This window comes from Microbacterium sp. Root166 (assembly GCF_001427145.1).
Classification (GTDB): Bacteria; Actinomycetota; Actinomycetes; order Actinomycetales; family Microbacteriaceae; genus Microbacterium.
Genome location: NZ_LMGL01000001.1, coordinates 945241 through 970320, shown reverse-complemented (window position 1 = coordinate 970320; position 25080 = coordinate 945241). Strand labels below are relative to the sequence as shown.

Sequence of the window (25080 nt, the reverse complement as noted above, 5' to 3'; positions counted from 1 at the left end):
CATGGCTAAGAAGAGCAAGATCGCACGCAACGAGCAGCGCAAGGTGGTCGTGGACCGCTACGCCGCCAAGCGCGCCGAGCTGAAGAAGGCGCTTGTCTCGCCGGAGTCGACCGACGAGCAGCGCGAAGCCGCTCGCGTGGGCCTGCAGAAGCTGCCCCGCAACGCGTCGCCTGCCCGCGTCCGCTCGCGCGACGTCATCGACGGCCGCCCCCGCGGTGTCCTCACGAAGTTCGGCATCTCGCGTGTCCGCTTCCGTGACATGGCACACCGTGGCGAGCTGCCCGGCGTGACCAAGTCGAGCTGGTAAGCACAGCACAGCATTCCGCGAAGGGCGGGGTTCCTCGGAACCTCGCCCTTCGTCGTTCCCACCGGCCGTTCTAGCGGCCGTCCGTGCCGGCAACCTCATCGGGCAGGTGGCCGTGGCCGCGCGCCGCGCTGCCGAACACCTCGTCGGGCGACTCACCCTTGAGATGCGGATACTGGCTCCGCAGCACGCGGGTCAGCTCATCGATCCCGCGCGCGAGCACTCGCCCCTCGGCCCGCACATCGGGGCTGGTCGACCCCTCGGCCGCGTCGCGCAGCTCGAGGGCGAAGTGCAGGGCGCGCGGGGCGGACAGTGTGTCGTCCTTCTCGGTGAAGTAGAAGATCTCGGTGTTCTGCACCAGGTCGGCGGTGACCTCGGCGAGGGAGCGCGACACCGATCGGATGATGGATGCCGCGCGCTCGTCGCTGAGTTCGCCCAGTCCCACCGTGAGCCCGGCCTCATGGAGGCTCGTCAGCTCGATCGCGAACGCCCGCCGCCGGGAGAGCGCCGGGTACAGCTGCATGAACCAGGAGACGGCAGCGGAGAGCATCGCGAAGCCGGTCAGCGCCTCAAGAGGCGTGATCAATCGCAGCAGGGGAGCGGCGGGCACCACGTCGCCGAGCCCGAGGGTCGTGAGCGCGACGAGCGAGAAGGCCATGGCCTCGCCGAACCGGCTGTAGTCGTCGGGGTCGACGCCCGAGTACGAGAAGCCGTCCGGAATCCACGGCAGGTAGATCAGTGCCCACCCCACGGTGATCAGGAGCAGCCAGACGGTCACCGTGGCGAGGATGGTGAGCGGCCCGCTGGCCGTCGCCACGCTCCGACGGTGACGGGTGAGCCGCCACACCGCGCGGAAGATGAACGTCGAGAGCCGGCCGGTCGCCGTCGGACGCAGGAGCGTGTGGAAGACGTCGTTCAGCGCGATCACCACGAGCAGCACTCCCGCGACGACGCTGAGGACCGGCATGCCGCAACAGTAGTCTCCGGGGCTCGTACACTCGAAGGTCCCGAGCGACAAGGAGAGACCGGATGCCGCTGGATCCGTTCTTCGCCGAGCGCCTCCGCGTGCACCGGCGATACCTTCTCGACAAGAACGTGCGTCAGGTGCGAGCGCGAATCGCGTCGCTGTGGCCGTTCTCGCGCGAATCGCCCCGGTCGGCCGGTGAGGCTCCCGAGCCGACGGCTGACGGACCGCTGACGCCGGCCGAGCGCTCGTCCGTCAAGACGGGTGCGCGCGCGTCGGCTCGGGCCCGTCATCGCAAGGCGGCACTGGCCTGGGATCGCTCCGAGCTCAAGGCCGTCGGAACGCCGGGTCCCGGCATCCGCACCACCGAGCATCGGGTCGAGGTGCCCGGGCATCCCGCCGTCCGCGTGCGCGTCTACTACCCGGATGCGTCGGGGTCCGGCACCGCGACGCCGGCGGTGCTGGCGTTCTTCGGGGGCGCCTTCCGCATCGGGAGCATCGACTACCCCACAACGGATGCCGCGTTCCGCCGCCGCGCGGACGAATCCGGCGTCGCGATCGTCGCGGTCGACTACGCCCTCGCCCCCGAGCAGCGTTACCCGGTAGCCGTCGAGCAGGCCTACGCCGCGCTGCAGTGGCTGTTCGCCGAGGCGGACGAGCTCGGCATGGACCCGGAGCGGATCGGCGTGGCCGGAGCTTCGGCGGGCGCCAACATCGCGGCGGCGCTCACCCTCGTCAACCGCGACCGGGCGGGTTACCCGCTCCGGCTGCAGATCCTCGAGGTGCCGGTGGTCGACCTCACCGGCAAGCATCTCGATCTGCGGGCGACGCGGGCCCTCGGCATCCCGAGCGTGATAGCCCTGCGCGAGCTGCGCTCGGTGGTGCGCACCTACCTGCCCGACAAGGCGCGGGCCCGCGAGCCCTACGCCTCCCCGCTCCTCGCCGCCTCGCACGAGGGGCTGCCCCCGACGGTGATCCTCACCGCCGAGTACGACCCCCTCCGCGGCGACGGTGTCGCGTACGGCGCTGCCCTGCGGACGGCCGGCGTCGACGCGAGCACCGTGCAGTACCTCGGAGTCACGCACGACACCGCCATCTTCACCGGAGTGCTGCCTGCTGCACGTCGCTGGCATGCCGACGTGGTCACCGCGCTCCGCCGCCTGCACGACTAGCGCTCGACCGTCTATCCCCGGTGTGGCAGGCGGTCCTACACTCGCGACATGAGAACTGGACTGGCGAAGGCCGGCTGGATCGTGCTGATCGTGCTCAACACCGGGATGCTGCTCAATCATCTGGTCGCGATCTTCTTGGTGGCCTCGTCGCCGGACGAGGGCCGGATGTTCATCGCCTACGCGGTCGTCAACGCGCTGGCCTTGCTGGTGCTTCTCTTCCCGTACCGGATCAGGCAGCGCTGGGCGTGGGCCTCGATCTGGCTGGTCGTGCTGGCGACCGGGGTGACGATCGCCTACGGCGCCGACACGATCGGGCTGATCTACCTCGCCGTCGCCGGCCTGATGGCGCTTGCCCAGCTGGCGACGGCACGCGACTTCTTCGGCGCCGACCAGGCCTAGCTCGCGACAGAGCTGGTCGCGTGGGCGGTCGCCCACTCGAGGGCGTAGTCGGCGATCTCTTCCCAGCCGTCCTGGCTGACCAGGCGGTGGGTGCGACCCGGGTACGTCTTGTAGTCGACGACCGCAGGGCTGCCCGACTTCTTGTACTTCTTCACGATGGCCTCGCCGATCGCCGGCGGCACGACGTTGTCGATCTCGCCGGTGATGATGAGGAGCGGGGCGCGGTCGGCGCGGGCGTAGTCGACGTGGGTGACGCCGCCCTTCTCGTTGAGCACCGAGAGCACGCCCTCGAAGAAGACCCGGTTGTACGAGTTCACCGCGTACTCCTCCCACAGGGCGTCCGACTCCTCACGGGGCAGGTCGTTGCCGAAGGTGAAGTGGAAGTGCCGCTTGGACAGCGGCTTGGCGCCGTTGCGGCCGAACGGGTTCGCGAGGATCGGCGTGCCGGTCCACAGGGTCGACAGTGGCAGCGCCGTGACGCCGGCCGTCTGTCCCGGGGCGACGCCGACGTAGGCGACGCCGAGGCCGCGGTCCGCGAGCATCTGGGTGAGGACGCCGCCGAACGAGTGTCCGATGATGATCGGCTTCTCGGGCAGCCCGCGGATGATGCGTTCGTAGTTGTCGGCGATCTGCTTGAGGCCGATGCCCTTCAGCGCCGCGGGATTGCGGCGGATGTCCTCGACAGTGCGGTCATCGATCCCGGGCCAGCCCGGGACGATGACCTGGTGGCCAGCGGCGCGGAAGCGCTCGGCCCAGGTGTCCCAGCTCTTCGGGGTCATCCACAGGCCGTGGATCAGGACGATGGGGGTCTTGGTCGTGGTGTTCATTTCTTTCTCCTTGTCGGTGGTGTGGGTGGTACAGTTGAGATAGTAGACCGAACGTTCTATCTACGCAAGACCATTTCCCGAAGATTCTTGAAATCGTCTGGGGTGGCACGATGGACACCGGAGGAGACCCATGAGCACCACAGTCCCCGAAGCAGGCAGACGCCTCTCGCCCGCCAGGCAGCGCCTGCTGGATGCCGCGACCGACCTCTTCTACAGCGAGGGCATCCACTCGGTCGGCGTCGACCGCATCATCGACGCCGCCGGAGTCACGCGCGCGACCATGTACAAGCAGTTCGACGGCAAGGAAGGCCTCGTGCTCGCGTACCTGCAGGGCGAGGACCGGCAGCTGCGCGAGCTCTTCGCACAGGCGGGCGCCGCGTCATCCGATCCCGATGTGCTGCTCGAGCTCGTCATCGGCGGGATCGAGCAGGACATCCGCGATCGGCACACGCGCGGGTGCCCCTTCATCAACGCCGCCGCCGAGTACCCCGACGCCGGCCCGGTGCGCGAGCTCATCGCCGATCACCGCGAGTGGTTCCGCGCGACGCTCGAGCAGCTGGCCACCGCCGCGGGACTGGACGACCCCGCCGATGCGGCCGCCTCGCTCGTCCTGCTGCGCGACGCGGCACTGGTCGGCGGCTACCTCGACGGCCAGGAGCGCGTGGCCCCGGCGTTCGCCCGTACGGCTCGCGGAGTGCTCGCGGCACACCGCGTCTGAGGCACGAACGCCGGTCGAACGGAGCCTCCGGCCGTCGGATCGAACGTGTCCGGATCGGACCGTTCATGACCGAAAAAGGCGGTCACAGGGGTCACACTGGCCACTTTCGCCCCCGACACGCCGATAGAAGGTGCCGAAAACCCCGGAAATACGCGGATATGGGCGCGTTGTCGGGTACATTCGGCCGTGGTCGATCCGACCAGCCGGGGGGCGCGAGCCGCCCGGTCCGAGAAATGAAACAAGCGGCGACTCCGCCGCTTTCGGAGGACAATCCCCATGGCTGACAAGTCCATCACCAAGACCGAACTCGTCGCGAGCATCGCCAGCGCGACCGGCCAGAGCCAGTCCGCCGTGTCGGGCGTGCTCGACTCCCTCTTCTCCACCGTCTCCGACGCCGTTGCCAAGGGCAGCAAGGTCTCGATCCCGGGCTGGATCTCGTTCGAGCGCGTCGAGACGTCGGCTCGCACGGGCCGCAACCCGCAGACGGGTGCGGAGATCAAGATCCCCGCCGGCCAGCGCGTCAAGGTCACCGCGGGCTCGAAGCTCAAGGCCGCCGTCAAGTAACGACGACCACATAAGAGGAGGGATGCCGCGTCTGCGGCATCCCTCCTCTGCTGTCTGCGGTCGGCGGCCGATGAACGCGCACCGCGTGGTCGCGCCTAGGCTGGAACGGTGATCCCCACGGCCCCTCCCCGCGCGCTGCGGGTCGCGGGGCCCCTGATCCTCGTCGTGACCGCCCTCGTCGTGCTGGTCTGGGCGCTGGCGTACGGCGGCGGGGCGGCGCCGCTGGCGATCGCCGATCCCGGACCCATCGCCCGCTGGGGCCTGCCGACGGTCAAGCTGTTCGTCAACCTGTCGGCCGCCGGCATGGTCGGCGGGCTCGTCACCGCGCTCTTCGCGCTGCGGGCGGGCGAGCGCGAGTTCGACCTGGCGCTGGACGCGGCATCCGTGTCGGCCGCCGTCTTCACCATCGCCGCCGCTGCGACCGGCTTCCTCACCTTCATCGTCACCTTCAACCCGGCGATCGACGCGGGCCCCGAGTTCGGCGCGCAGCTCGGCCGGTTCGTCGTCGAGACCGAGGTCGGCCGCACCTGGCTGATCACGACGGTCGCGGGCGCCGGCCTGACGGTGCTGACCTTCGCGGTGCGCTCGTGGACGGCGACGCTGTTCGTCGCGATCCTCGCCCTCGCGGCGCTCGTGCCGATGGGCACGCAGGGGCACTCGGGCGAAGAGGCCAACCACCACGAGGCGATGACCGCCCTCATCCTGCACATCATCGCGGCGGCGGTGTGGCTCGGCGGGCTCATGCTCATGGTGCTGGTGCGGCCGCTGCTCGACCGCCCGCGCCTGGCCGCGGTGCTCGCGCGCTACTCGAGCATCGCGCTCGCCGCGTTCGTCGTCGTCGCCGTCTCGGGCACCGTGCGCGCGGCGATCGGGCTGCAGACCTGGGAGGCTCTGCTCTCCCCCTACGGGCTCATCCTCGGCGTCAAGATCGTCGCGCTCGTCGGGCTCGGCCTCTTCGGCGCGTGGTACCGGCTGAAGCTCATCGGCCGACTGCGGGAGGATGCCGCTGCCCGCACGTTCTGGAGCCTCATCGTCTTCGAGATCGTGCTCATGGGCGCGGCCAGCGGTGCCGCGGCCGCCCTGGCCCGCACCCCGCCGCCGAACGCCGCGGCGCCGACGTTCATCCGCACACCGGCGGAGATCCTCACCGGCGCGCCGCTGCCGGTCGAGCTCACCCCGGAGCGGTGGCTCACGGCGTGGAACATCGACCTGCTGTGGGCGGTCGCCGCCGGGTTCGGAGTCTTCTTCTACCTGGCCGGCGTCTGGCGCCTGCGCCGGCGCGGCGACGACTGGCCGCTGTACCGCACCATCATGTGGGTGGCCGGGCTGGCGCTGCTCGTCTGGGTCACCGGCGGCGTGATCAACGTCTACCAGGACTACCTGTTCAGCATGCACATGGTCGGGCACATGCTCCTGACCATGGCGATCCCGCTGCTGCTGGTGGCGGGAGCGCCCGTCACACTCGCGGCACGCGCGATCCGCAAGCGCGACGACGGCACCCGCGGCGGACGCGAATGGATCCTGTGGGCGGTGCACTCGCCGGTCGCGCGGGTGCTCACCAACCCGTTCGTCGCCGCAGGCCTGTTCATCGGGTCGCTCTGGATCTTCTATTACACCGACCTGTTCCGCTGGTCGCTGTACGACCACCTCGGGCACGAGTGGATGGTCGCGCACTTCCTCTTCACCGGCTACCTCTTCGTGCTGACGCTCATCGGCATCGACCCGGTGCCGTACCGGCTGCCCTACCCGGGACGCCTGCTGCTGCTCATCGGCATCATGGCGATGCACGCCTTCTTCGGCATCGCGATCATGATGCAGTCCGGGCTCATGGTCTCGGAGTGGTTCGGGTCGATGGGCCGCACGTGGGGTGCGACGCCGCTCGAGGACCAGTACGCGGGGGGTGGCGTCGCCTGGTCCATCGGCGAGATCCCGACGCTGATCCTGGCGATCACCGTGGCGATCCAGTGGAGCCGGAGCGATTCGCGCGAGACCAGGCGCCGCGACCGTCACGCCGATCGCACCGGCGACGCCGAGCTCGAGGCGTACAACGCCAAGCTCGCCGAACTGGCCGAACGCGACGCCCGCAGCGGGGGCTGACCGGGTCAGTTCGTGTCGGGACCGCTGACCACGATGGTGGCCTTCCCGTCCGGGCCGACGGTGATCGTGCCGTTGACGATGAACGGGACGTCTTGGCTGACGCGCTCGATCTCGCCGTCGAAGAGCGACTGCACGTCGACCTCGATATGCGCCACGGCCTCGGTAGGCAGGATCTTCCACCCGGCGCCGTCCGGCGCGACGTCGACGGTCGGCTGCGTCGTGATGGACCACTGCGGCGCCGAGTCGACCCGGTCCTGCACGACGAAGCCGAACGGGCATGCCGTCGGCTGAAGCACGTCCTGCGTCGCACACGTCGACAGGAACTGCTCGACCTTCTCCTGCACGACGGCGATGAACTCGTCGGTGGCCTCGGCCTGCACCTCGACCGGCACTTCGTGGAAGGGACTGTCCGAGAGCACGGCCACACCGGGCGTCGCCGAGATGGCGGTGTCGACGGACACCGAGTAGAGGCCGGGAGAGAACACCAGCAGCGGCAGCGGGGCGAGCGGGTCGGCATCCACTCCGTCGATGGAGACCTGCCGCTTGTCGATCTCGAAGCCGTTGACCTGGAACTGCATCGACCCCTTGACGACGAGGTCCATGACGGCGAGCGGGCTGGTCGCGAAGCGCCACGTCGGCGCGATCCCCACGGTGCCGTCGCGCTCGATCTCGAACGTCGTGCTGCCCGGGTAGCCGCCCGCCTGGTACTCGACCGTGACGCGGGTGAGATCGCCTTCGGCGGTCTCCGACACGACCGTGACGTCGGTGAGGGTGGCCAGCGCCGCTTCTCGGAGGAGCGCTTCGGATGCCGTCGCCGGGAGTCCCGCGGCGTCCAGCGCGGCGGAGTCCACGGCCACACCGGGCAGCGTGAGCGCCTCGGCGGCCTGCCCGTTCGACAGGAGCGCGAGATAGCGCTCGACGAACGCGGTCGGACTGTAGAACTCGCGCTGGATGACGCCGAACGCCGCAGCGACCGCGCCCACGAGCAGCACCCCGACGATGCCGAGGAGCGTGAGATCCAGTGCCAGGGAACGGCGGCGGACCGGCTTGCGCGGCGGCTGGATCATTCCGGATGCCGAGGGCCCGGGGCTCGCGGATGCGGTCGACGGCGCAGAACCGCGACCCTCCGTCGTGCCCACCGAACCCTGGTCCACGTCCCCAGTCTAGGAAGAACCGGTCGAAGGCCTCTCACCTCTGTTCACACGGCGTGACCGGCGGGCGCCATCCGCGACGCGATCTGATCGCGCACGACCGCCACCGCCGCCAGCTGCCCTGCCGCGATGGCGGCCGCGAGCGAGACCATCGGCCCCGCGGCGGTCGCGAGGTGGGCCATGTCGCCTGCGGCGTAGACGCCGGGCACGGATGTGCGACCGATGTCATCGATCTCGATGCCGCCGCTCGGCAGCGTCCGGCAGCCGAGGCGCTCGGCGAACGGGGCGCGCTGGGACGGCGTCGCGCCGATGAACATCCCCGCGACGGCGCGCGTGGAGCCGTCGCGCATCCGCAGCACGAGTCCGTCGGGTTCCGAGTCGACGGCCGCGAGGTCGGCGGGATCGAGCGGGACGACCTCGGCGACCATGGGGTCGAGCATCAGGCGGATCATCTGCGCGTGCTCGCCGGCGATCGCCACGGCGACCGTCTCGCCCGCGAACTCGTGCCCGTGACAGAACGGGCACTGCGCCACGCGCCGGCCCCACTCGGCCGCGAGACCGGGGATCGGGGGCAGCTCGTCGCGCATGCCGGTGGCGAAGATGATCCGGGCCGCGTGCGCCTCGGGGCCGCCCGTGAGCGTGACCGTGAAGCCTTCGCCGGACGGCGTCACACTGTCGACGGCGGCGTCTCGCAGGCGCACGGTCGGGTACTTCGCGAGTTCCGTTCGCGCGCGGCTCCGGAGGTCGGCGGGGGCGACCCCGTCATTGGTCAGCAGATTGTGCGCGTGCGCCACGGTGCCGTTGCGGTAGTCGCCGGAGTCCAGCAGCAGCACCGACCGGTGCATGCGTCCCAGGGTGAGGGCGGCCTGCAGACCCGCCGGGCCGCCTCCGATCACGATCGCGTCGTACATGGGTTTCCTCTCTCGAACTTGCGTAGGGCTCGATCCTGTGACTTCATGTCGACATGAAGTCAAGCGAGGTGTCGATCGGGGATGCCGCGGCCCGGTTCGACCTGCCCACCCACGTGCTGCGGCACTGGGAGGGCGTCGGCCTGCTGCGTCCCGATCGCGACGGCGGCGACCGGCGCCGCTACTCCGACGACGACCTGGTGCGCATCGGGGTGATCGTGCGCAGCAAGGCCGCCGGCATGAGCCTCGAGCAGATCGGCGTCCTCCTCGACGAGCAGGCACCCGAGCGTCATCGAGTGCTCGAGGATCATCTCGCCGATCTCGACCGGCGCATGGCGGACATGGAGCGATCGCGCCGAATGACCGAGCACGCGCTGCGGTGCCGGTCGCACGACATCACGACCTGCCCGCGGTTCCGCGCGATCATGGACGAGGTCGTCGCGGGGACGGGCCGGTGGCGGGATGCCGAGCCGCCGGCGGACGCGTCACCGTTGGACGGAGCCCCATCGTCCACCGATCGCGCCGCGCAGGGCCGGGACGCGGCATCCGCTGGCTAACATGAATCGGTGACCACGCCGCCTCTCTCCGCAGAACAGGAGGCGCTGTTCCGGCTCATCGAAGACACCCGCGAGCATGTGTTCGTCACCGGCCGAGCCGGCACCGGCAAGTCGACGCTCCTGCAGCACCTGGCCTGGAACACGAGCAAGCAGATCGCGGTGTGTGCGCCGACCGGCGTGGCCGCATTGAACGTCGAGGGTCAGACGATCCATTCGCTCTTCCGGCTGCCGATCGGGCTCATCGCGCAGGGCGAGATCGACCAGTCCGACGCCGCCCGCAAGATCCTCAACGCGATCGACACCCTCGTCATCGACGAGATCTCGATGGTGAACGCCGACCTGATGGACGCGATCGACCGGTCGCTGCGGCAGGCGCGCGGCCGGCGGGCCGAGCCGTTCGGCGGCGTCCAGATCGTGATGTTCGGCGATCCGTACCAGCTCGCACCGGTGCCGCCGCGCGGCGACGAGCTGCGCTACATCCGCGACCACTATCGCTCGTTCTGGTTCTTCGACGCGAAGGTGTGGGTCGGCGAGACCGCCGGCGACGGCATCATCGACATCGGCTCGTACGGAGCCGACCTGCACATCCGCGAGCTCGTCGACATCCACCGGCAGTCCGATCCCGCGTTCAAGGCCATGCTCAACGCCGTGCGGTACGGGCGGGTCACCGCCGACATCGCGCAGATCCTCAACGACACCGGTGCACGGACGCCGCCGGATCCGGCCGATGGCGAGCACCCGATCATCACGCTCGCCACGCGCAACGACATCGTCAACAACATCAACCGCCGCCATCTCAACGAGCTCGTCGGGCGTGAGCAGACGGCGAACGCCGAGATCACCGGTGACTTCGGGCGAGGGGATGCCTCGTACCCGGCCGACGTCGATCTCAAGCTGAAGGTCGGCGCGCAGGTGATGTTCCTGCGCAATGACACGCAGGGCTTCGGTGAGCCGCCGCGCTGGGTCAACGGCACCATCGGCACGGTCACCCGCATCGCAGGCGGCACCGTCCGCGTCGACGTCGACGGCGAGGAGTTCGACGTCGAACCGGCCGTGTGGGAGAGGTTCCGCTACGCCTACGACGCCGGGTCGAAGTCGCTGTCGCGCGAGATCGTCGCCGAGTTCACCCAGTTCCCGCTGCGTCTGGCGTGGGCCGTCACGATCCACAAGTCGCAGGGCAAGACGTACGAGCGCGCCGTCATCGATCTCGGTTCCGGCGCCTTCGCGCCCGGGCAGACCTACGTCGCGCTGTCCCGCCTGACATCGCTCGACGGGCTCTACCTGTCGCGGCCGCTGCGGCCGAGCGACATCCGCGTCGATCCCGATGTCGCACGATTCATGGCCGGCGTGCGCGCACAGGCGGCTGCAGCAGCGCAGTCCGGTCGTTGAGCGAGCGGAGCGAGACGAAACGCGCGACCCGGCCGGGGCTCAGGCGACCTGGCCTGCCTTCGCCTCGGCGAGGTCGTCGAAGAGCTGCGTGTTGAAGCTGTAGGCGAGGAGGACCTCGTCGATCACGCGCTCCTGCTCGGCGGCATCCCACGGCGCGGCGTCGAGCTGCTCGCGATAGACCTCTTTGAAGGCCTTCGGGTCGGCGATGTCGTCGAAGAGGTAGAACCCGATGCCGTTGGTCTCGAAGCCGAAGCGGCGCGACATCAGGCGTCCGATGAACTTGCCGCCGGACAGATCGCCCAGGTAGCGCGTGTAGTGGTGGGCGACGAAACCGCCGGCCCAGGTGGCGCCGACCTCGTTGATGCGATCGACGTAGCGGCGGGTCGTCGGCAGCGGCGCGATGCTCTTGCGCCAGTCCGCGCCGACGAGGAAGTCGAGGTCCGCCTCGAGGGCGGGAAGCCGGGTGAGCTTGTCGCTGATGAAGACCGAGGCGACGGGGTCGTTGCGCATCTGGCCGGCCGTGCGCTCGAGCGCCTCGTAGATGAACCAGTGCTGCGCCACGAGGGCGACGTAGTCCTCACGCGTTCCCTCGCCGGTCATCAGGTCGGCCATGAAGCCGGCGTGCTCGCTCGACGAGTGCGCACGACTGGAGCGGTCGCGCAGCGCGGCGGAGAACGGGATCGGGTCGCTCATGGGGTCAGTCTAGGAGATTTAGGGTGACCTAACCTGACATATTTTCTCAGGCGTGCGCCCGTGGTTCCACGCCCAGACGGCGGCAGGCCTCGTCGTACAGCGCCACGATCTGGCGCCGCACGTCGGGACGCTCGCTGATGGAACCGCCCGGCCACGGGACGCGGAGCTCGTTCGCCGACCCGTCGGCCGTGACGGCCTGCCACGTCCCGCCGTCTCCGTCGAAGCCGGTCATGCTCGCCGACGCGATGTCAAGCCCACCCGCGAAGGCGCGAGTGATCAGCAGACTGTCATCGGCATGATCGACGTTCATGTGGTGAAGCACACCGGCGACCACGGAGTCATCGAACTCGTAGGGCATGACATCAGCCTAGAGACGGATGCGGCGCGCAAGCGGTCGTGTGTTTGAATTCATAGACCACCACGGGGGGTGAGCATGCAGGGTCAACGCAGAGCGCGGCACGCCGCCGTCGCCATCGCGGCCGTTGTGGCGCTCGCACTCGGCCTCGCCGGATGCGCCCCCGAGTCCGAGGTCGTCATCGACCTTCCCCCGCAGGCCGAAGTGACCCTGCCCGACGGTTCCGTCGAGCAGCTGGAGGCCGCCCTCGCGAACGCGATGACCTCCAGCGGAGCCTCGGGCGCGATCGTCGGCGTGTGGGCGCCGTGGGCCGGCAGCTGGGTGACCGGCGTCGGCACGCAGTCCCCGGGCAGCGGGGGCGAGGTGACTCCCGAGATGCAGTTCCGGGCGGGCAAGGTCACGCGCGCGATGATCTGCGACGTCCTCTATTCGGCGGCGGCCGAGGGCAAGGTGAGGCTCGGCGACAGTCTGTCGGAGTGGGTCGCGAGCGTTCCCGGAATGTCGGACGTGACACTCGAGCAGCTGTGCGACAGCACCTCGGGCATCGGTGCGCACGGTCCGCAGCTGATGTCGTCGTGGATCGGCAACCCCAGCCGCAGCTGGGCGCCCCGTGAACTGGCGGCCTTCGGACTCGGCCAGGGGCGCGCGTCCGAGCCGGGCTCGGCATACCGCGACTCCGACACCGGCTACGTGCTGCTCGGCCTGGCGCTGGAGCGCGCCATGGGGATGCCGGCCGACGAACTGATCGAGCGCTACGTCGCCGCCCCCCTCGGACTCGACGAGACCGAGCTGGCCAAGCCGTCCGCCGACGCGGTGCTGGCCGGCCTGTACTCGCCGCCTGTCGAAGGCGGCCTTCGCGACTGCGTGCAGCCGCTCGACATGGGCGCGCTCTCGCAATCCGTGCTCTTCACCGACAGCGGTGCCGTGACCGACATCGACGACCTGGGCCGCTACGCGCAGGCCCTCGCCACGGGCGCCCTGCACCCCGGTGTGGACGACCGGTTCGGCGACCCCAAGGCGATTGCCGCCGACGGCCCGTCCTGGTTCACGGCCGCCGGCGGCGCCGTCCAGGCCGGCTCGCTGATCGGCCAGTACGGCTCGGTGCCCGGCTACACCACGGCGGCGTTCGCCGACCCGAAGAGCGGCCTGACCGTCGCCGTCGTGCTCAACAACTCCGCCGGCGCCCCCGAGCTCGGCGCGTACCTGGCCTGGGAGCTCGCCGCCATTGCCTCGAAGGCCGCGGCCGCCGACGGTGGAACTGTTTTCGAGGCCGGACTGCCGTGGACGGCCGAGCAGTACCACGCCGAGATCACGGCGCGCGCGATCTGCGCAGCACCGCCGGCGTAGCCGATGGCCGTGCGCGGGGCGGCAACGCCCGCGATTCTCCTCGTCGTCGCCGGGCTCGCATGCCAGGAGATCGGCGCCTCGCTGGCGGTGCTGCTCTTCCCCGAGGTTGGTCCGCTCGGCATGGTGATGCTGCGCCTGGTGTTCTCGGCGCTGCTCCTGCTCGCGATCGCCCGGCCCGCTCTGCGCGGCCACTCCGGTGCGGACTGGCGCGGCGTCGTCTGGTTCGGGCTGGTGCTGGCACTCATGAACGGGCTGTTCTACCTGGCCCTCGAGCGGCTCCCGCTGGGGATCACCGTCACCATCGAGGTGCTCGGTCCGCTCGTGCTGTCGATCGTGGCCAGCAGGCGCGCGTCGTCGTGGCTGTGGGCGCTGCTCGCGCTGGCCGGCGTGGTGGCGCTCGCCGGCGGAGGCTGGGATCGCCTGGATCCGATCGGCGTGCTCTTCGCGCTCGGCGCCGCGGGCAGCTGGGCGTTCTACATCCTGGCCTCCGCTCGCGTGGGCGCGGCCTTCCCCAAGCTCGACGGACTCGCTCTCGCCATGACCGTCGGCGCGCTGATCGCCCTGCCTTTCGGGATCGCGGATGCCGGGACCGCCCTGCTGCGGCTGGAACTCGTCGCGCTCGGAGCCGCGGTCGCCGTGCTCTCGTCGGCGATTCCCTACGCGTTCGAGCTGGTCGCGCTGCGGCGACTGCCGGCCGCGGTGTTCGCGATCCTGATGAGCCTGGCCCCGGCGACGGCCGCACTCGCCGGGTTCGTGCTGCTCGGCCAGCACCTCACCGCGCTCGAGCTCATGGGCATCGCGCTCGTGATCCTGGCGAGCATCGGCGCCGTGCGGTCCTCGGCGCGAGCGGCACGCGAAGCGGCGACACCCGTCGCGTGACGGTCAGGCCGAGGCGTTCTGCTGCGGAAGGATGAGCGCGAACGTCGTCTTCGCGGCCGATTCGAGCAGCAGGTGCCCGCCGAGCGCTTCGGCGAGCTCTGCCGACAGTGCCAGTCCGATGCCCTCGCCTCCGCCGGTGCTCTTGCCCGGAGTGCGCTGGAAGATCGAGTTGCCGCGGGGCCGCGGCCCTTCGTCCGACACGTGGACCGTGACGTAGCCCTTGCCGGGGACGCCCGAGACGGTGACGCGGCCCTTGCCGTGCTGCAGCGCGTTGTGGATGAGCACATCGAGGATCTGCGACGCCGGCGCCGGCGCGTTCACGCTGCGCACGGCATCCGGCTCCACGGTGATGGCGCGGCGACTGGTGTCGGCCTGTGCACGCCAGCGCTCGCCGGCCTGCTCCAGCATCCCGTCGAGGCCGACCCACTCATCGGCGCCGGGGGTGCCCCCGCGGGCGAGTTCGAGAAGCTCGGCGATGGCGTCCGAGAGCCGGTCGATCTCGTGGAGGGCATGGCCGAGCTGCTCGCGGACAGGCTCCGGGGTCTCGGGCCACAGCGACAGGTCCTCGAGCTCGAGGCGCAGCGCGGTGATCGGCGTGCGCAGCTGATGCGAGGCGTTGGCGGCGAACTCGTGCTCGCGGCGGATGCGCTCCTCGAGGGTGCGCGCACTGGTGCGCAATGCCTCGTCGATGGCCCGTGCCTCGGGGATCCGGAAGTCCTCGGTGTCGTGATCGAGCGATCCGGTGCCGAAGTCACGCGCGACTCCGGCCAGGCGCACGAACGGCCGGGACAGCCGCCGCGCGAGCAGGACGCCCGCGGCCGCCGACAGGACCAGCAGCACGACGCCGATCACGACGACCGGCATCACCGCCTCCTGCACGCGGCCCGAGATGATCTCGCCGGACCTGCTGAACTCGACGGTGCCCCCGCCTTCGACCTCGGCGGTGGAGGTGATGTCATCGGCGGCCGGCGCCGCGCCCGCCTGGACCACCGTGCCGTCGGCGGCGGTGAAGGTCACGCGCTCGCCCTCTTCGAGCATGGGCAGCAGGAACTCCTCGGTGACCTCGCTCTCGGCCTCGCGCTCGGCCATGAGCACGGCCAGGAAGTCGGCGAGCCGGACCACCCGGCGCTCCTCGCTCGTCTCGATCAGATCGGCGATGATGTACGCGCGCGGGATGCCGTACAGGGCGATGATCGCGACAGCCAGCGCGACGAACGCCAGCACGAGGCGTTCACGCATCCGCCATCCCGTCGTCCAGCCGGAAGCCGACCCCGCGGATCGTGGTGATGCGCACCCCCGCGCCGGAGTCCTCGAGCTTCTGCCGCAGGCGGGCGATCGTCACGTCCAGCGTCTTCGTCGAACCGAACCAGTTCTCGTCCCACACGTCGTCCATCACGCGCTCGCGGGTCACCACGACGCCGCGATGGCGATCGAGATGGGCGAGCAGGTCGAACTCCTTCGTGCTGAGCGCGATCTCGCGGCCGCCCGCGAAGGCACGGCGCGCGTCGGGGTCGACGGTGAGAGCGGTGGCGGATGCCGCGATCGGGACTTCGGCGGCAGGTGCCGGGGTGACCGCGGCGGCGCTGCGGCGGAGCAGCGCGCGCAGGCGCGCGAGCAGCTCGGCCAGTGCGAACGGCTTGGCGATGTAGTCGTCGGCGCCGACGTCGAGTCCGACGACCCGATCCAGTTCGCCGTCACGTGCGGTGAGGATGATGATGCCGCCGGTGAAATCGTGCTCGCGCAGGCGCCGGCACACGTCGAGGCCGTCCATGTCGGGCAGACCCAGGTCGAGGACGACCAGGCTGAATCCGCCGGCGATGCCCCGTTCGACGGCCGTCGCGCCTTCGGCGACGCGCTCGACTTCGTAGCCCTCACGGGTCAGGGTGCGAACGAGTGGGACCGCGATGCCGTCGTCGTCTTCCACGACCAGGATGCGCTGCCCCACAACGTCGATGCTATCGACGTCGTCGTGCGGATCCGGGACAGGACGCCCGGGGGTGTCGCCGCTGCCGCTCTCGCTCATGTCAGAACTCCTTGTCGAGGGCACCGGACTCGGTCACCGGGGTGGTGGACGAGGTCGATCCCGAAAGGTCCGTGGCCAGCGCGGACGGCGTCCACACCGCGTTGGCCGAGGTGGCGGCCGTGCGCAGCGAGCCGCCGCTGGTGGCGACCGCGCCCAGATTGATCGTCACCACGGTGACCGGAAGGCCGTTCACGGTCGCGGTCGTCGCGGTCATCGTTGCGGCGAAGGTCGTCGTCCGCAGGAGACGGACGTAGTCGCCCTTGAGGTTCACCGACCCGAGGTTCACGACCGCTCCCGAGCGCTGGATGTCGACGGTGTCGCCCATGCTGCCCGTCCCCAGGAGGTTGCCGTCGCGCAGGCGGAGCGTGACCGGCAGAGCGGCCCCGTTCCAGCCGGACGTGATGCTCGCGGGGTTGACCTGCGCGCTGTACGTGAAGGTCATCATGTCGCCGGTCTGCAGGCGACCAACCGAGGAGCTGCCGTTCAACATCTGGACATCGAGACCGCGCAGCGGGCGGTTGTCAACGCGCCGCTGCGTCAGGATCGCGGAGGTGGTCTGCGTGCCGACGCTGTCGGTGAGGACGGCGCGGAGGTCGTAGAGGCCGTCGGCGACCGTCTTGGTGTTCCAGGCGCAGGTGTACGGCGTGCTGGCGTCGGAGCACACGGTCGTCCAGCTGCTCGTGCCGCTCGGGGCGACCTGGATGGCGACGCTGGCGACTCCGGCCGTCGAGGCGGCGGTCGCCGTAAGGATCGCGGTGCCCGAGAGGAAGGCGCCGGGGTCCTCGACGGCCACCGAGGCGACCGAGTTGTCGACCGTGCGCCCGCCGACCGTGCCGGAGGTCGCGGCGTTGCCCGCGGCATCCGCTGCCGTCGCCCGGAACGAGTAGCTGCCGCCCGCGAGCTTCGTCGTGTCGAAGCGGCACGAGTAGGGCGAGGTGACGATGGAGCACGCGGTCTGCCACGAGGACGAGCCGTTCGGCGCGTACTGGATCGTGACGGCGGTCACGCCGGAGTGGTCGTCGGTCGCAGTCGCCGTGAGCGTGACGGTGCCGCGCAGCGGCGAGCCGGGATCGGCCATCGTGATGGACGGGGCCGCGTTGTCGACCAGCACGGCCTCGACCACGGGTGAGACGGTGGCGGCGACGCCGGGAGCGGTGACGACCGAGCGCAGGTCGTAGAAGTCGTTGGCGATGCCGGTGGTCACCCACGCGCAGCTGTACGGCGCGACGGCGGTGGTGCAGAGCGTCTTCCACTGCTCGGAGTCCGCGACCGCGTACTCGACGCGCACCGTGTACGGACCGGCGCCGGTGTTGGTCAGCGTGGTCGGGAGTGCGACGGTGCCGCGCACCGCGTCGCCCGGGTCGGCCAGGGTGACGCCGACGGTGTTGCCGACGGTCGCCGGGACGAGCGCGGAGGTCGTGACGTAGCTCGAGTTGTCGGTGGCGACGGCGCGCAGGCTGTACGAGCCGTCTGCGACGGTGCGGGTGTCCCAGGAGCAGCTGTAGGGGGCGACGGCCTTGGTGCAGAGCGTCGTCCACGTGGTGGCGCCGGCGGCCTGCACCGAGATGACGACGTCGCGGACGCCGGTCTCGGCATCCGAGGCATCGGCGGTGATCGTCGCGATGTCGCGCAGCGGCGTGGCCGATGACCGCACGCTCACGGTCGGTGGCGTCCAGTCGGCGGCCGCTCCGATGCGGTTGCCCGAGTTGACGGTCTGCGCGGTGAACGCGGCGGAGGAGAAGCCGGGACCGAAGGGCGTGACAGCGACGAACAGGACCGCCGCGAGCGCGACGAGCACCGCTGTGCGAAGTGCGGCCGCGGTCATCGTTTCTCCTCGTGCGATCGGGTCGTTCCCGACGCTACGTGGCGGTCGGTTACAGCAAGGCCACAGGACGGCCTCACCGGATCCACAATCAGCGGGAGCAGTCTCCGGCGGCGGCCATCGATGCGGTGGCGCGCCACGTGACGGCCGCCAGGCAGGCCGCGAGCAGGAGGAGTGCGACGTCGATCGCACTCCAGCGGAGTGCGGGCGTGCCCGGTGCGCCGATCGTGTGGGTGAGCAGCGCCAGGACGACCGATGCTGCGGCGACGAGGATCATCGCGAGCCGGGATTCGAAGCATCCCGCGGCCGCGAACCGCAGCGCGGCGAGCAGCCCGCCGAGGCCCAGAGCGAGCGCGATGAGGACCACGGGATCACGGACGAGATCGCCGGTGGATGCCGCGGCCAGGTGGGCGGCGGAGACGATGACGATGCCGGCGGTGGCGACCCAAGCGGGCAGCGCGTCCCGCAGGTGCGTGCGGTGGCGGATCATGGCGGATCTCCCGAGGTGGGGGGGCGGAGACCGGTGCCGCGCAGAGCGCGGTCAGGCTGTGGCGGGGATGCCGGCCACCGGCGAGCCACTGAGGGGGGCCGCGATGGCGGACGGCCGGCGACGCCGAGTGGCCCGCACGAGGTCGAACAGGCTGAGCGCGGCGATGATCGCGGCGGGGACCCCGATCGCCAGCATCCTGATCATGGGTTCGGCCAGGGCGATGAAGACCCAGCCGACTTCGGGAACCCAGCCCTCGACGCGCGGTTGCACGGTATCGGCGAGCGTGAACGTCCACGGGTCGACGTTCGCGTTCGCATCGCCCTTGGTCTGGAACATGAGGGCGCCGGCAGCGTCGGGGCTGGGCTCGATCGACGAGATCCGGTGCGTGACCAGTTCGGTCACACCCGAATCTGCGGGGGGAAGGTAGGTGATGACGTCGCCGACACGCAGGTCGGAGACCGGCACTTGGCGCTCGAACACGAGGGCGCCGCGCTCGAAGGTGCCCGACATCGAGCCGCCCGTGATCACGTAGCGGTCGAAGCCGAGCACCCCCGGCACGAACATGAGCGCCGCGACGCCGAGGGCGAGGATGGCGGCAACGGTGATCCCCACGTTGCCCAGAGTCTTAGCCTTCGTCGCGGCGCTCATGTTCGCTCCCTATCCCCCAGGTCTGGATTACTGGTTGGTGGTCGTGGCGGCTGTCTGCGTGGCGTTCCACGTGTAGGTCGCGGTGGCGGTCTTGCCCTGCTCGGCGTTCGTCGCGGCCTGCGCCAGCGTCACGCTGAACGTGTACTCGCGCGCCTCGCCGGCAGCGAAGGTGCCGAGGTCGAGCGGTCCGGCGGCGGTGAGGTCGCCGAGCGTGCCGGACCAGACCGGAGTGGCCGTGCCGGTCGCGGTGATCGTGAGCGCCAGGTTCGCCTTGGTGGCGAAGCCGTTGACGGCGTTCTCGTTCAGCTTCATGGCCGCGGCGAGCGTGCCGGAGTTGGTGATCGTGACCTTGCCGTTGACGGTGTCGCCCGGCTTGAGGTTCGTGAGGTTGAAGATCGCACTGTCGGCCTTGGAGTTGGTCTGCAGCAGGGTGCCGGTGCTGTACGCGTTGCCGGTGTTCACCGAGTTGGCGACGAAGTCCGCGCCAGAGCCGACCGTGATCGCAGCGGCGACCAGGAGGCCCGCGAGCGGGACGATGATGCGCGCCCGGTTACGGACGGGCTCGGGCTTCGTGGCCTGAAGGTCGGTCGTGCTCATGGTGCGAGTTCCTGTTCTGCGGTGGATGTTTTTCGACTGATGGCAACGCTACGAAGGCGTCGGCAACAGCGAACCCACGGTCGATCCACGCCGCGGACAGCGCTCGGACACAAACGCACGCGGAAGGCAACAGGCGGGTTTCGCGTAACCTGTGGCCGTGCCCGCGCCTTCCGTCTACCAGCGTGTGCTGGGCGATGAGTTTTCGCGGCTCGATCCACGGCTTCAGCGGTACTTCGGGCCGCTCGCTCCCGGAGAGGCCGGGGTCGGGACGGGCGTTTATGAGGAGGCGGGTTCACGGATCCGGATGCTGCGCCCCCTGTTGTCGGTGATGGCTCGACGGAACGTCCTCTTTCCCGAGTACGGCCACGGGGTGCCCTTCACGGTCGTCAACTCCGCCGCGGCGGACGGCACGCTCAGCGCTGTGCGGACCTTCGCGTTCGGGGAACGCGTGCGCATCATGGAAGACACCATGGAGGTCGCCGGCGGCGCTCTGGTCGACCGGCTCGGGAAGAGACGCGGCCTGGAGGTCGGCATCCGGCTGTCCGTCATAGATGGCGGGCTGCGGATGCGGTCGACGCGGCTGGCGCTGTGGATCGGTCGCCTTCGTCTGCCATTGCCGCGGCTTGCCGTCATGCACCTGGACGAGCGCATGGATCCGGCCGGCGCCGCTCGGCAGTGCGTCGACGTGCGGATCACCGCACCGCTGCTCGGCGAGGTATTCCGCTACGCGGGGGCCTTCACCTACGAACGGCGCCCATCGGCGTTCACGGGATCTCCTCGACCGCCCAGGCCAGGCCAGGAGTGATGCCGAAGCGCACCGTGCCGCCGTGCGCGAGCTGGAGCTCGAGGAAGCCCGCCTTCGGACTGCGCAGGTACATGCCGAGATCGTCCGCTGTGTAGTGGTCGGCGAGTTCGAAGCGGCCGCCGTTCACATAGAGGGCAATCGTGCTCATGGATCGGAACATTAGCAAGGCGGTTCCCCGGTGTGCGCCCTGACTTCAGGGGGGTTCCCTTGGCACGCCTCGACCGTGTAATGGAGGACGATGCTGGTAGCTTCGTGCCACGCGTTAGGAGCGCATATGAGCGAGAAGACATCACTGTGGTTCCGGATCACGCGTTTCTTCCGGCCCGAGACCGAGACGTACGAGACGCGCCGCGGTCACGGTGGCGCGCCGGGCGCTGATCCCGCCTCGCAGCACTACGGGGCCACCGACCAGCGGCGCCACGGGCCGTACGACGCGGGCGGCGGCTGACCCCGGCTCTTCGTTCGTCGCTCGAACACCGGAGGATGATGGAAGCATGCCCGCCGCCCACCGTCCCGGACTTCGGGTCACCTCGGGGACCACGATCCCCGAATCCGAGCTGTCGTGGCGGTTCTCGCGCTCATCGGGCCCCGGCGGCCAGGGAGTCAACACCGCCGACTCCCGAGCCGAGCTCGTCTGGGATGTCGCAGGCTCAGCCGTGCTGTCTCCGCTGCAGCGGGAGCGCCTTCTCGAACGCCTGAGTGGACGCCTGGTGGACGGTGTCCTGACGATCGCGGCATCCGAGTATCGTGCGCAGCTGCGCAACCGGGATGCCGCTCGCGACCGCCTTGCCGCCCTCGTCGCGGAAGCGCTGCGGCCGCCTTCGCCGCCGAGGCGACCGACGGCCCCGACGCGGGGCTCCAGGGAACGGCGGCTGGACGCCAAGAAGCGCCGCACCGACGTCAAGCGCCTGCGGCGCCCGCCGCACGACTGAGCTCAGCCCTTCTTCAGCTCCTCCGCGAGCATGACGATGATGCCGCTCGGGCCGCGCACGTAGGTGAGCTTGTACACGTCTTGATAGGTGGCGACACCGCGCAGCGGACGGCACCCGTGTCTCGCGGCGATCGCGAGTGCCTCGTCGATGTCGTCGACGGAGAAGGCGACGCGATGCATGCCGATCTCGTTGGGCAGCGTGGGCTCGGTCTCGATCGCCTCAGGATGGATGTACTCGAACAGCTCGAGCCGCCCCTGCCCGTCGGGCGTCTGGAGCATCGCGATCTTGGCGTGGTTGCCGTCGAGCCCGACCGCGGTGTCGGTCCATTCGCCGCTGACGGTGTCGCGGCCGATGACGGTGAGGCCCAGGTCGGTGAAGAAGGCGATCGTCTCTTCGAGGTCTCGGACCGCTATGGCGACGTTCTCGAGCTTGATCGGCATGCGTTGCATGCTACTCATGAGGGCGTTGGAGGGGATGACGGGAATCGGCCACTCCGCTACTCCATGCATCGCTCCGCGCTGCACGGAGCCTCTCGCGGAGCGGGACCACCCGAAGCGGGTCGGTTCCTACGGCATCAACACGAAAGCTCCGACCCACGGCCTTCGGCCGTATGTCGGAGCTTTGGAGGGGATGACGGGAATCGAACCCGCGCTATCAGCTTGGGAAGCTGAAGTTCTGCCATTGAACTACATCCCCGGGCAGACCTTGCGGCGCCTGGACAGAATAACAGAGCGGATGCCGAGGGCCGCGGCATCCGCTCTCTCGTCACACTCATCCGGACAGGCGGGGTCCCGCCGCTAGGCTGGGCGCGTGCTGCTCTCCGACCGTGACATCCGACTCGAGATCGACGCGGGACGAATCGGGGTCGACCCGTGGCAGCCCGAGATGGTGCAGCCCTCGAGCGTCGACGTCCGGCTCGACCGCTACTTCCGGCTGTTCGACAACCACAAGTACCCGTTCATCGATCCCGCGCAGGACCAGCCCGACCTGACGCACATGATCGAGGTCGCCCCCGACGAGCCGTTCATCCTGCACCCCGGAGAGTTCGCGCTCGGGTCGACCTTCGAGCTCGTGTCGCTGCCCGACGACGTCGCCGCCCGGCTGGAGGGCAAGTCGTCGCTCGGCCGACTCGGCCTGCTCACGCACTCGACCGCCGGCTTCATCGATCCCGGCTTCTCGGGTCATGTGACGCTCGAGCTGTCCAACGTCGCCACGCTGCCGATCACACTCTGGCCGGGCATGAAGATCGGACAGCTCTGCTTCTTCCGGCTGTCGTCTCCCGCCGAGAATCCCTACGGATCGGGTCCGTACGGAAACAGGTACCAGGGGCAGCGCGGACCCACCGCGTCGCGGTCGTTCCAGAACTTCCACCGCACCGACGTCGGTTCGACCGACGCCGGATCCCGCGGGGCATAGCGGCAGCCCGCACGACGGCATCCGGTCGTCTAGGCAACGCCCGCGACAAGGGCGAGGATGTTCTCACACCGTGCGACGAACAGCCGGTGCCAGGACGGATCCGATGGACGATCACCCGGTCGACGAGCTTCGGATGCTGCGTGAACGTGCCTACGGGCCGGACGCCGACATCAGTCTCGATCCTGCCGCGCTCGCGCGCCTGAACGAGCTCGAAGGGCGCGCCGCCGCCGTGCCCGTCGATGAGAGCGCGCTCGGCCCCGGCCCCGGCCTCGCAGGCCAGGAGAGCCCGGCGACTCAGCCCTCGACGGAGGAGTTCTCCGCCGAGCCGGAGCTGACGGATGATCCGCCCGCCGGCGCCGAGACCGCGTCGCCCGCGGAGGGTGCGGACCTGCCGGCCCCCGACCCCGAGGTCGCGCCGGTCGCGGCATCCCCCTTCCGAGCGTTCCTGCGGAGCCGGATGGGCCGGATCACCGTGGCCGCGCTCGCACTGTTCCTCGCGGCCGTCGTGGGTGCCGCACTGACGATGGCCACCGTCGACCGGCACGACCGAGTGGCGGTGCTCGACGCCGATCCGGAAGCGGAGTGGCCCGAGGGCTTCTTCGGCCCGGAGCGTGGGGGCGCCGTGATCTACGACGAGCTCCTCGGCGTGACGCCCATCTACGTGCCGGACGACTGGACCGACGTCGAGGGCACCTTCTGCCTCTACATGACGCGCACCGACAGGCTGCAGGGCACGGAGGGCCCGGGAATCCTCACCGCGGGGTGCACCGCCGGGGACTTCGACGCCACCACTGCGCTCCTCGTGAACGCCGACATGCCCGCTGAGCTGCTCGAGCGATTCCCCGAAGGGACAGCGCTGCAGTTCGTCGTGGACGGCTCCACGGTGTCGGTGTACGCGGACACCCCCTGACTCCGCGTCAGTAGGCCGTCCGCACACCCACCAGGTCGTGCGCGAGCGAGGCCGCCGCCCGAGCGCCCTGACCGGCCGACACGATGAGCTGCTGCGGCCCCGCGGCGGCGGCGTCGCCGACGGCGTACAACCCCGGCAGCGACGTGCGACCGGCCGCGTCGACCACGAGGCCGCCGTCCGCGTCGCGTTCGACGGTCAGCGGGGAGAGGAAGCCCAAGGACGGCTGCCACCGAGGCCGCACGAACCCGCCCTCGATCGCCACGCTCGAGCCGTCGATGAGGCGCACCGCGGTGACCGCCCCGCCTTGACCCGCGAGCTCGGCGATCACGTTGCGCTCGACGACGATTCCGGATGCTGCGAGCTCGGCTTCCTCGTCGGCTGCGACGACATCCGCGCCGTTGGTGAAGACCGTCAGCCGGTCGGTCCAACGGGCGATCAGGCGCGCCCGCGCGGCGAGGTCGGGGGTTTCGCCGATCAGGCCGAGCGGACGATCCTGCAGCTCCCACGGATCACAGGCCGCGCAGCTGAACACGCTGAGGCCGTAGAACGCGCGAAGGTTCGCGATCGAAGGCAGCGTCTCGCGCAGCCCGGTGGCGATCACGACCGACCGCGCGGCGACGGCGGGCGCACCGGCGCCGCGGCCCTGCAGGGCGGCGATGAAGCGCATGCCGCGGGCGGAATCCGTCGGCAGCAGCGCCGACACCGTCGTGCGGTCGAAGAGCTTGACGGTGGGGTAGGAGGCGAGCTCGGCGCGAGCCAGCCGACGCAGCTCCTGTGACGGCATGCCGTCGCGCGTCAGAAACCCGTGCGATCGGACGGTCGCCGCATTGCGCGGCCGACCGGCGTCGAGGACCACGACCGACGCGCGCGAATGGCCCAGGTTGAGCGCTGCGGACAGGCCCGCCGGACCACCGCCGATCACGAGCGCATCCACCTCGACCGATGTCAGCGACGCCGGTGAGGCCGAGTATGCCCGGTCAGGCATGATCCTGACCCTGCGGAGGCAGTTCGGAGATGACGGGGTGGTCCTTGTGGATCACGCCGACCTTGGCGGCGCCGCCGGGTGAGCCGATGTCGTCGAAGAACTCGACGTTGGCCTTGTAGTAGTCCTGC

At 70.1% G+C, this 25080-nt stretch carries 30 protein-coding genes, 1 tRNA gene and 1 pseudogene; 15 read left to right on the top strand and 17 right to left on the bottom strand.

Annotation, left to right across the window (positions count from 1 at the left end; genetic code table 11):
• The first annotated feature begins 1 nt into the window (after position 1).
• Positions 2 to 307: a 30S ribosomal protein S14 gene (gene rpsN / locus ASD56_RS04380; protein WP_055961646.1), complete on the top strand. Its 306-nt coding sequence runs from the start codon at positions 2 to 4 to the stop codon at positions 305 to 307.
• 70 nt (positions 308 to 377) lie between these two features.
• Here the strand turns inward: rpsN and ASD56_RS04375 are convergent, their stop codons facing one another.
• Complete coding sequence (locus ASD56_RS04375) at positions 378 to 1271, bottom strand: potassium channel family protein (RefSeq protein WP_055961643.1); 894 nt, start codon at positions 1269 to 1271, stop codon at positions 378 to 380.
• A 62-nt stretch (positions 1272 to 1333) separates the two neighbouring features.
• Here ASD56_RS04375 and ASD56_RS04370 point away from each other — a divergent pair, with 62 nt between their 5' ends.
• Positions 1334 to 2440: an alpha/beta hydrolase gene (locus ASD56_RS04370; RefSeq protein WP_055961640.1), complete on the top strand. Its 1107-nt coding sequence runs from the start codon at positions 1334 to 1336 to the stop codon at positions 2438 to 2440.
• A 48-nt stretch (positions 2441 to 2488) separates the two neighbouring features.
• Positions 2489 to 2839, top strand: a complete 351-nt coding sequence (locus ASD56_RS04365) for a hypothetical protein (protein WP_055961637.1) — start codon at positions 2489 to 2491, stop codon at positions 2837 to 2839.
• Here ASD56_RS04365 and ASD56_RS04360 read toward each other — a convergent pair.
• The gene (locus ASD56_RS04360; protein WP_055961634.1) at positions 2836 to 3666 is read right to left on the bottom strand and encodes an alpha/beta hydrolase; all 831 of its coding nucleotides are present in this window, start codon (positions 3664 to 3666) and stop codon (positions 2836 to 2838) included. The genes ASD56_RS04365 and ASD56_RS04360 overlap by 4 nt on opposite strands.
• 130 nt (positions 3667 to 3796) lie before the next feature.
• Between ASD56_RS04360 and ASD56_RS04355 the strand changes: the two genes are divergently transcribed.
• From ASD56_RS04355 to ASD56_RS04345, 3 genes are all read left to right on the top strand, one after another.
• Entirely contained in the window at positions 3797 to 4384 is a 588-nt protein-coding gene (locus ASD56_RS04355; protein ID WP_055961632.1) for a TetR/AcrR family transcriptional regulator, read from the top strand.
• Positions 4385 to 4660: 276 nt separating this feature from the next.
• Positions 4661 to 4948: an HU family DNA-binding protein gene (locus ASD56_RS04350; protein WP_055961628.1), complete on the top strand. Its 288-nt coding sequence runs from the start codon at positions 4661 to 4663 to the stop codon at positions 4946 to 4948.
• 108 nt (positions 4949 to 5056) lie between these two features.
• Positions 5057 to 7045: a cytochrome c oxidase assembly protein gene (locus ASD56_RS04345; RefSeq protein ID WP_235565516.1), complete on the top strand. Its 1989-nt coding sequence runs from the start codon at positions 5057 to 5059 to the stop codon at positions 7043 to 7045.
• Between the two features lie 5 nt (positions 7046 to 7050).
• Here the strand turns inward: ASD56_RS04345 and ASD56_RS04340 are convergent, their stop codons facing one another.
• Both ASD56_RS04340 and ASD56_RS04335 read right to left on the bottom strand, forming a co-directional pair.
• Entirely contained in the window at positions 7051 to 8199 is a 1149-nt protein-coding gene (locus ASD56_RS04340; RefSeq protein WP_327043317.1) for a hypothetical protein, read from the bottom strand.
• A 44-nt stretch (positions 8200 to 8243) separates the two neighbouring features.
• Entirely contained in the window at positions 8244 to 9107 is an 864-nt protein-coding gene (locus tag ASD56_RS04335) for an NAD(P)/FAD-dependent oxidoreductase (protein WP_055961625.1), read from the bottom strand.
• 53 nt (positions 9108 to 9160) lie between these two features.
• Here ASD56_RS04335 and ASD56_RS04330 point away from each other — a divergent pair, with 53 nt between their 5' ends.
• Positions 9161 to 9661 (top strand): MerR family transcriptional regulator, encoded by a 501-nt coding sequence (locus tag ASD56_RS04330; protein WP_082541245.1) that lies wholly within the window; start codon positions 9161 to 9163, stop codon positions 9659 to 9661.
• A gap of 9 nt (positions 9662 to 9670) precedes the next feature.
• Positions 9671 to 11050, top strand: coding sequence for an ATP-dependent DNA helicase (locus ASD56_RS04325; protein ID WP_055961622.1), 1380 nt, complete (start codon positions 9671 to 9673; stop codon positions 11048 to 11050).
• 39 nt (positions 11051 to 11089) lie between these two features.
• Here ASD56_RS04325 and ASD56_RS04320 read toward each other — a convergent pair whose 3' ends face one another.
• Together ASD56_RS04320 and ASD56_RS04315 are read right to left on the bottom strand one after the other, a co-directional pair.
• Positions 11090 to 11743, bottom strand: a complete 654-nt coding sequence (locus ASD56_RS04320) for a biliverdin-producing heme oxygenase (RefSeq protein WP_055961620.1) — start codon at positions 11741 to 11743, stop codon at positions 11090 to 11092.
• Positions 11744 to 11789: 46 nt separating this feature from the next.
• Entirely contained in the window at positions 11790 to 12101 is a 312-nt protein-coding gene (locus ASD56_RS04315) for a DUF2470 domain-containing protein (RefSeq protein ID WP_055961616.1), read from the bottom strand.
• Between the two features lie 75 nt (positions 12102 to 12176).
• On the opposite strand from ASD56_RS04315, the gene ASD56_RS04310 reads away from it, so the two are divergent.
• Together ASD56_RS04310 and ASD56_RS04305 are read left to right on the top strand one after the other, a co-directional pair.
• Positions 12177 to 13445, top strand: coding sequence for a serine hydrolase domain-containing protein (locus ASD56_RS04310; RefSeq protein ID WP_055961613.1), 1269 nt, complete (start codon positions 12177 to 12179; stop codon positions 13443 to 13445).
• A 9-nt stretch (positions 13446 to 13454) separates the two neighbouring features.
• Positions 13455 to 14324 carry an EamA family transporter gene (locus ASD56_RS04305; protein ID WP_235565514.1) on the top strand — a complete coding sequence of 290 codons (870 nt, stop codon included), beginning with the start codon at positions 13455 to 13457 and terminating at the stop codon, positions 14322 to 14324.
• A 3-nt stretch (positions 14325 to 14327) separates the two neighbouring features.
• On the opposite strand, the gene ASD56_RS04300 is transcribed toward ASD56_RS04305, so the two are convergent.
• From ASD56_RS04300 to ASD56_RS04275, 6 genes are all read right to left on the bottom strand, one after another.
• Positions 14328 to 15563 carry a sensor histidine kinase gene (locus ASD56_RS04300; RefSeq protein WP_055961607.1) on the bottom strand — a complete coding sequence of 412 codons (1236 nt, stop codon included), beginning with the start codon at positions 15561 to 15563 and terminating at the stop codon, positions 14328 to 14330.
• Positions 15556 to 16347, bottom strand: a complete 792-nt coding sequence (locus tag ASD56_RS04295; protein ID WP_082541244.1) for a response regulator transcription factor — start codon at positions 16345 to 16347, stop codon at positions 15556 to 15558. Before ASD56_RS04295 ends, ASD56_RS04300 begins: the two co-directional genes overlap by 8 nt.
• A 1-nt stretch (position 16348) precedes the next feature.
• On the bottom strand, positions 16349 to 18172 hold the full coding sequence (locus tag ASD56_RS04290) for an Ig-like domain-containing protein (RefSeq protein ID WP_055961605.1): 1824 nt from the start codon (positions 18170 to 18172) through the stop codon (positions 16349 to 16351).
• Between the two features lie 88 nt (positions 18173 to 18260).
• Entirely contained in the window at positions 18261 to 18659 is a 399-nt protein-coding gene (locus ASD56_RS04285; protein WP_055961602.1) for a hypothetical protein, read from the bottom strand.
• 51 nt (positions 18660 to 18710) lie between these two features.
• A complete protein-coding gene (locus ASD56_RS04280) occupies positions 18711 to 19307 on the bottom strand; it encodes a signal peptidase I (RefSeq protein WP_082541243.1) in 597 nt (198 codons plus the stop codon).
• A 27-nt stretch (positions 19308 to 19334) separates the two neighbouring features.
• Entirely contained in the window at positions 19335 to 19904 is a 570-nt protein-coding gene (locus tag ASD56_RS04275; RefSeq protein ID WP_055961599.1) for a TasA family protein, read from the bottom strand.
• Between the two features lie 151 nt (positions 19905 to 20055).
• Here ASD56_RS04275 and ASD56_RS04270 point away from each other — a divergent pair, with 151 nt between their 5' ends.
• A complete protein-coding gene (locus ASD56_RS04270) occupies positions 20056 to 20709 on the top strand; it encodes a DUF4166 domain-containing protein (RefSeq protein WP_055961596.1) in 654 nt (217 codons plus the stop codon).
• On the opposite strand, the gene ASD56_RS04265 is transcribed toward ASD56_RS04270, so the two are convergent.
• A complete protein-coding gene (locus ASD56_RS04265) occupies positions 20669 to 20857 on the bottom strand; it encodes a hypothetical protein (RefSeq protein WP_157535759.1) in 189 nt (62 codons plus the stop codon). The two genes, ASD56_RS04270 and ASD56_RS04265, sit on opposite strands and share 41 nt — an antisense overlap.
• A 126-nt stretch (positions 20858 to 20983) precedes the next feature.
• Here ASD56_RS04265 and ASD56_RS16345 point away from each other — a divergent pair, with 126 nt between their 5' ends.
• Together ASD56_RS16345 and arfB are read left to right on the top strand one after the other, a co-directional pair.
• On the top strand, positions 20984 to 21157 hold the full coding sequence (locus ASD56_RS16345; protein WP_200947454.1) for a hypothetical protein: 174 nt from the start codon (positions 20984 to 20986) through the stop codon (positions 21155 to 21157).
• 46 nt (positions 21158 to 21203) lie between these two features.
• Positions 21204 to 21641, top strand: coding sequence for an alternative ribosome rescue aminoacyl-tRNA hydrolase ArfB (arfB, locus tag ASD56_RS04260; protein ID WP_055961590.1), 438 nt, complete (start codon positions 21204 to 21206; stop codon positions 21639 to 21641).
• Between the two features lie 2 nt (positions 21642 to 21643).
• On the opposite strand, the gene ASD56_RS04255 is transcribed toward arfB, so the two are convergent.
• Both ASD56_RS04255 and ASD56_RS04250 read right to left on the bottom strand, forming a co-directional pair.
• Complete coding sequence (locus ASD56_RS04255) at positions 21644 to 22081, bottom strand: VOC family protein (RefSeq protein WP_055961586.1); 438 nt, start codon at positions 22079 to 22081, stop codon at positions 21644 to 21646.
• A 182-nt stretch (positions 22082 to 22263) separates the two neighbouring features.
• A tRNA-Gly gene (locus ASD56_RS04250) sits at positions 22264 to 22337 on the bottom strand.
• Between the two features lie 114 nt (positions 22338 to 22451).
• Between ASD56_RS04250 and dcd the strand changes: the two genes are divergently transcribed.
• Both dcd and ASD56_RS04240 read left to right on the top strand, forming a co-directional pair.
• On the top strand, positions 22452 to 23057 hold the full coding sequence (gene dcd / locus ASD56_RS04245; protein WP_055961583.1) for a dCTP deaminase: 606 nt from the start codon (positions 22452 to 22454) through the stop codon (positions 23055 to 23057).
• Positions 23058 to 23160: 103 nt separating this feature from the next.
• Positions 23161 to 23967, top strand: coding sequence for a hypothetical protein (locus ASD56_RS04240; protein ID WP_055961580.1), 807 nt, complete (start codon positions 23161 to 23163; stop codon positions 23965 to 23967).
• Positions 23968 to 23974: 7 nt separating this feature from the next.
• Here the strand turns inward: ASD56_RS04240 and ASD56_RS04235 are convergent, their stop codons facing one another.
• On the bottom strand, positions 23975 to 24952 hold the full coding sequence (locus ASD56_RS04235; protein WP_055961578.1) for an NAD(P)/FAD-dependent oxidoreductase: 978 nt from the start codon (positions 24950 to 24952) through the stop codon (positions 23975 to 23977).
• Positions 24945 to 25080: pseudogene (locus ASD56_RS16460) on the bottom strand (ferredoxin); the annotation flags it as partial. The gene ASD56_RS04235 and the pseudogene ASD56_RS16460, both read right to left, overlap by 8 nt.

Coding starts and splice junctions, on each gene's coding strand:
- rpsN (WP_055961646.1), top strand. CDS start 2: ATGGCTAAGAAGAGCAAGATCGCACGCAACGAGCAGCGCAAGGTGGTC.
- ASD56_RS04375 (WP_055961643.1), bottom strand. CDS start 1,271: ATGCCGGTCCTCAGCGTCGTCGCGGGAGTGCTGCTCGTGGTGATCGCG.
- ASD56_RS04370 (WP_055961640.1), top strand. CDS start 1,334: ATGCCGCTGGATCCGTTCTTCGCCGAGCGCCTCCGCGTGCACCGGCGA.
- ASD56_RS04365 (WP_055961637.1), top strand. CDS start 2,489: ATGAGAACTGGACTGGCGAAGGCCGGCTGGATCGTGCTGATCGTGCTC.
- ASD56_RS04360 (WP_055961634.1), bottom strand. CDS start 3,666: ATGAACACCACGACCAAGACCCCCATCGTCCTGATCCACGGCCTGTGG.
- ASD56_RS04355 (WP_055961632.1), top strand. CDS start 3,797: ATGAGCACCACAGTCCCCGAAGCAGGCAGACGCCTCTCGCCCGCCAGG.
- ASD56_RS04350 (WP_055961628.1), top strand. CDS start 4,661: ATGGCTGACAAGTCCATCACCAAGACCGAACTCGTCGCGAGCATCGCC.
- ASD56_RS04335 (WP_055961625.1), bottom strand. CDS start 9,107: ATGTACGACGCGATCGTGATCGGAGGCGGCCCGGCGGGTCTGCAGGCC.
- ASD56_RS04330 (WP_082541245.1), top strand. CDS start 9,161: ATGAAGTCAAGCGAGGTGTCGATCGGGGATGCCGCGGCCCGGTTCGAC.
- ASD56_RS04320 (WP_055961620.1), bottom strand. CDS start 11,743: ATGAGCGACCCGATCCCGTTCTCCGCCGCGCTGCGCGACCGCTCCAGT.
- ASD56_RS04315 (WP_055961616.1), bottom strand. CDS start 12,101: ATGCCCTACGAGTTCGATGACTCCGTGGTCGCCGGTGTGCTTCACCAC.
- ASD56_RS04310 (WP_055961613.1), top strand. CDS start 12,177: ATGCAGGGTCAACGCAGAGCGCGGCACGCCGCCGTCGCCATCGCGGCC.
- ASD56_RS04300 (WP_055961607.1), bottom strand. CDS start 15,563: ATGCGTGAACGCCTCGTGCTGGCGTTCGTCGCGCTGGCTGTCGCGATC.
- ASD56_RS04295 (WP_082541244.1), bottom strand. CDS start 16,347: ATGAGCGAGAGCGGCAGCGGCGACACCCCCGGGCGTCCTGTCCCGGAT.
- ASD56_RS04290 (WP_055961605.1), bottom strand. CDS start 18,172: ATGACCGCGGCCGCACTTCGCACAGCGGTGCTCGTCGCGCTCGCGGCG.
- ASD56_RS04285 (WP_055961602.1), bottom strand. CDS start 18,659: ATGATCCGCCACCGCACGCACCTGCGGGACGCGCTGCCCGCTTGGGTC.
- ASD56_RS04280 (WP_082541243.1), bottom strand. CDS start 19,307: ATGAGCGCCGCGACGAAGGCTAAGACTCTGGGCAACGTGGGGATCACC.
- ASD56_RS04275 (WP_055961599.1), bottom strand. CDS start 19,904: ATGAGCACGACCGACCTTCAGGCCACGAAGCCCGAGCCCGTCCGTAAC.
- ASD56_RS04265 (WP_157535759.1), bottom strand. CDS start 20,857: ATGAGCACGATTGCCCTCTATGTGAACGGCGGCCGCTTCGAACTCGCC.
- ASD56_RS16345 (WP_200947454.1), top strand. CDS start 20,984: ATGAGCGAGAAGACATCACTGTGGTTCCGGATCACGCGTTTCTTCCGG.
- arfB (WP_055961590.1), top strand. CDS start 21,204: ATGCCCGCCGCCCACCGTCCCGGACTTCGGGTCACCTCGGGGACCACG.
- ASD56_RS04255 (WP_055961586.1), bottom strand. CDS start 22,081: ATGCCGATCAAGCTCGAGAACGTCGCCATAGCGGTCCGAGACCTCGAA.
- ASD56_RS04240 (WP_055961580.1), top strand. CDS start 23,161: ATGGACGATCACCCGGTCGACGAGCTTCGGATGCTGCGTGAACGTGCC.
- ASD56_RS04235 (WP_055961578.1), bottom strand. CDS start 24,952: ATGCCTGACCGGGCATACTCGGCCTCACCGGCGTCGCTGACATCGGTC.